Annotated in this window: 4 protein-coding genes; all 4 read right to left on the reverse strand. The window is 66.9% G+C overall.

Annotated features, from left to right (window positions below; all coding sequences use genetic code 11):
• The coding region (locus tag Q0916_RS01370) for a glutamine amidotransferase-related protein (RefSeq protein WP_414689305.1) at nt 1-335 on the reverse strand (335 nt) is incomplete at its 3' end.
• Nucleotides 336-400: 65 nt separating this feature from the next.
• Nucleotides 401-1,480, reverse strand: a complete 1,080-nt coding sequence (phnE, locus tag Q0916_RS01375; protein WP_299233328.1) for a phosphonate ABC transporter, permease protein PhnE — start codon at nt 1,478-1,480, stop codon at nt 401-403.
• Between the two features lie 22 nt (nt 1,481-1,502).
• Nucleotides 1,503-2,288 carry a phosphonate ABC transporter ATP-binding protein gene (locus tag Q0916_RS01380; protein ID WP_349254490.1) on the reverse strand — a complete coding sequence of 262 codons (786 nt, stop codon included), beginning with the start codon at nt 2,286-2,288 and terminating at the stop codon, nt 1,503-1,505.
• A gap of 24 nt (nt 2,289-2,312) precedes the next feature.
• On the reverse strand, nt 2,313-3,422 hold the full coding sequence (locus Q0916_RS01385) for a phosphate/phosphite/phosphonate ABC transporter substrate-binding protein (RefSeq protein ID WP_299233330.1): 1,110 nt from the start codon (nt 3,420-3,422) through the stop codon (nt 2,313-2,315).
• Nucleotides 3,423-3,674 lie beyond the last annotated feature (252 nt).

The following is a 3,674-nucleotide window of genomic DNA, read 5'->3' on the forward strand; positions in this document are numbered from 1 at the left end:
CCGGTCACCTCGCCTTCGCCCTCGTGGTCGGCCTCCTCGCTCGTGGTGAGGAGCATCTGCATTCCGAGACAGATGCCGAACAGGGGGCGGCCCGCCGCGGCGTGGTCGGTCAGCGCCTCGCGGAGCGGACCGGCGTTTTCCATCCCCTCTCGGAACGCGCCGACGCCGGGGAGAACGACCCCGTCGGCCGCGGCGAACGCCGCAGGGTCGTCCGTGATCTCGACCGACGCCCCCGCGCGTTCGAGCCCGCGGGTCGCGGACCGTAGGTTCCCGAGCCCGTAGTCGACGACGACGACGTCCGCCAGCGTCTCCGCGGGCGGCTCGAAGGTGCTCATACGTCCGTCTCAGAGGGCGAGCGAAAAGTCGGTTTCCCTTGTGACGGTCCGGCGGAGCCGCGGCGTCACTTCAGCATCGACTCGGCCATCCGGCGCGGGAAGCCGGTGATGAGCTCCCAGATGCCCATCTGAACCTCATCGGAGCGCAGCCGCGACCGGAGCCGCTGGCTGAACAGCTCAACGGAGATGATGAGAAAGAAGATCGCGAGCAGCGTCGCCATCATGTTGGTGAACCGCAGCAGGTTCTGTTGTGAGGCCAAGACGTACCCGAGCCCGCCCGCGCCGATGACGCCGACGGTGACGCCGATGCGGACGTTGATCTCGAAGATGTACAGCGTCCACGCGATAAACGCCGTCCGGACCTGACTCAGCATGCCGAAGAAGACGACCTGCGGCTTGCTCGCGCCGGTCGTCTCCATGGCCTCTATCGGGCCGTCCTCGATCTCTTCGAGCTCGTCGACGAACAGCCGGCCGAGGTTTCCGATCGTATCGAAGGCGATCGCGATCGCGGCCGAGGAGGGACCGAGCCCGAGAAACGGGATGAAGATGAGCGTCCAGATGATGGCCGGGACCGCACGGATAAACGACATCGTGCCCCTGAAAAGAAAGTTAAACGGGAACGGCGTGACGCGCTCGGAGCCGAGCGTCCCGAAGACGAGCGCCACCGGGAATCCGAGGACCGTCCCGACGAACCCCATCGCGAGCGTGATCCCGGCCTCCCCGAAGATCTGGAAGATCCCGAGCTCCCGGAAGAAGAACGCGTACACGTCGGTCGGGTTCGGCGGGAACTGGAAGAGCAGGCCGCCGATCTCGGGGTCGTACAGCAGGTTCTCCTGTCTGATGAACGCGACGTACTGACCCAAATCGAGGAACGGGACGACGCCGAAGTAGCTCGTGATCGGGAAGAACCCGGTCAGCGAGTCGGTGAACGTCCCGAGGCGCGCGTCCGGGTTCAGAAGCTCCGTCGCGGCGAACGCCTGCAGCGTGGCGAACGCGAGGAACGCGAACAGCCCGAGCCAGCCCAGCGCCCGCCGGCGACGCGTTCGTCTGATGTTCTCGAACTGGTCGGCGATGCGATCCGGGACGTCCGTGTCGGCGTCGAACGCGCCGGCCGTTCCGTCTGAGTCCGTCGTGTCTGGTGTCACTCGTAGATCAGCTCCGTTTCCGTCACGACGTCGCGACCTCGTCGGTCGGGGCGTCGGCGTCACCGTCGTCGCGGACGAACATCCCCTCGGTGTCGATGTCGCCGTAGATGTCGTCGATGACCTCGATCGTCAGATCGTCGCGGTACCCGTCGAACACCTTCTCGCCGTCGCGGAGCCCGATGAAGCGGTGACCGAACTTCCGGGCGATGTTCACCTGGTGGAGGCTACAGAACGTCGTGAGACCGCGGTCCTCGGAGGCGGTCCGGAGATACCCCATCACGCTCTGGGCGCTGCCGGGGTCGAGGCTCGCGACCGGCTCGTCCGCGAGCAGGACGTTCGGCTGCTGGACGAGCGCGCGGGCGATCCCGATCCGCTGTTGTTGCCCGCCGCTCATGCTGCGCGCCTTCTGTTCGGCCTCGTCGAGCAGGCCGACCGTGTCGAGCGCGTCGAGCGCGCGGTGTTTCTCGGCGTCGTCTTGGAGCTGTAACACGCTGGAGAGGAACCCGGACCGGTGAACGCCGCCGGAAAGCGAGTTCGAGTACGCCGTCATGTCGCCGATGATGTTGTGTTGCTGGAAGATCATCGCGACCTCGGGCCGCGGGCCGACCATCGACTCCCCGGCGATCGCGATCTCGCCGTCCGTCGGCGAGAGCAGTCCGCTCAGCGCCCGCAACAGCGTGGACTTGCCGGAGCCGGAGACGCCGAGCACGATGACGAACTCGCCGTCGGGGACCGCGAACGACACGTCGTCGAGCGCGACCGTGTCGCCGAACCGCTTCGAGAGGCCGTCGACTTCGATGTATGTCATGAGGAGGGGTGTGAGACCGCCGGCCTACAGGTTGCTCCACTCTAAGCCGAGCTCTTGGCCGAGCTCCGCGACGGGGTCGTAGTCGGCTTTCGTCGCCTCGACGACGCCGCTGAACCAGAGCGAGTGCGCCTCGACTAAGTTCAGGTCGTCCTGCTGGTCCTCGCTGAGCTCGGACTCGTTGGTGTCGAGAATCTCGGGGTCGACGTTGAGCGCCTCGGCGATGTCGGCCTGTGAGTCGTGCTCGAACGCCTCCTGCTCGGCGTCGATCATCAGCTGTCGGAGGTCCTCTTTGAGCGGCTCCTCCCACGCGGCGTTGCTCACGATCGGCGCGCGGGGAATCGGGTCGGAGACCGCGAGGAGCTGGAGTTCGGGGTCGTTTTCGCCCGCCCCGTCGTACTCGGCGGAGATGTCGACGAACTCCTGGGACATCTCGTCGAACTGCGCTTGCGGGACGTGTGCGGCCGTGGAAAAGGCGCCCGTGCCGGCGGCCGCGATCCGGTCGTCCTGGATGAGCTGCTCGCGGGCGGTGGAGTGGTCAGAGGTCCGGAGCTCGAAGTCCTCGGGCGAGCCGGAGGGGGCGCTCCCGATGTCGAGCCCGGCGTTGCTGAGCATGAAAAGCGGGAACAGCGTTCCGGAGACCGACGTGGGGGCGGCGGAAGCGAAGACCTCCCCCTCGATGTCGGCGAGCGCCTCGATGTCGCTGTCGGTCGTCGTCGTGATCAGCGAGAAGTACTTCTCCGCGCCGTACGCGACTCGCATCCCCGTCACGTCGATCTCCTCCGGAATCTGCGCGACCGCGCCCGGAGAGGTGTCCGCGAAGACGCGGTCGCCCTCGGCGGCCCGTCGGAGCTCCTGGGCCGTCCCGGAGTAGCTCGCGGTCGGCTGTTCGATGATCTCGACTTCGGCCTCGGACTCGATGTACTCGAACAGCGGCTGGTACTGGACCTGGATGTCGATCTCCTCTTCAGCGGGGTTCATCACCCACGTGACCTCGGTCGCGGAGCCGCCCGCGTCGCCGGTCGACCCGCCGTCGGAGCCGCCGCCGCCGGAACACCCGGCGAGCGCGACCGCGCCCCCCGCGCCCGCTGTCTTGATGAAGGTACGCCGGTTCGCCGACCAGCTGTTGTCGGACATACAGGCGTTGATCTCGCTCGGGCGATTAATCGTTTTCTATGTTCGCTATATAGATCGGTGAGTACCGGTCGTCTCGGCCGCGATACGGAGCAGTCGGCGAGATCGACGAAGCGGGGACGAGCGGTTCGACGCGGGTCAGAACTCGCCGAGCCGCGACTGGCCGCCACCGCCGTCTCCGCTCCGTTCCCCGACGCCGCTCAGCTCGGCCGCGCGACCGATTGCATTTATAAATCCCTCGCGCTGGCTCCGGTC

The sequence above is a fragment of the Natronomonas sp. genome (genome assembly GCF_028274965.1).
Taxonomy (GTDB): domain Archaea; phylum Halobacteriota; class Halobacteria; order Halobacteriales; family Haloarculaceae; genus Natronomonas.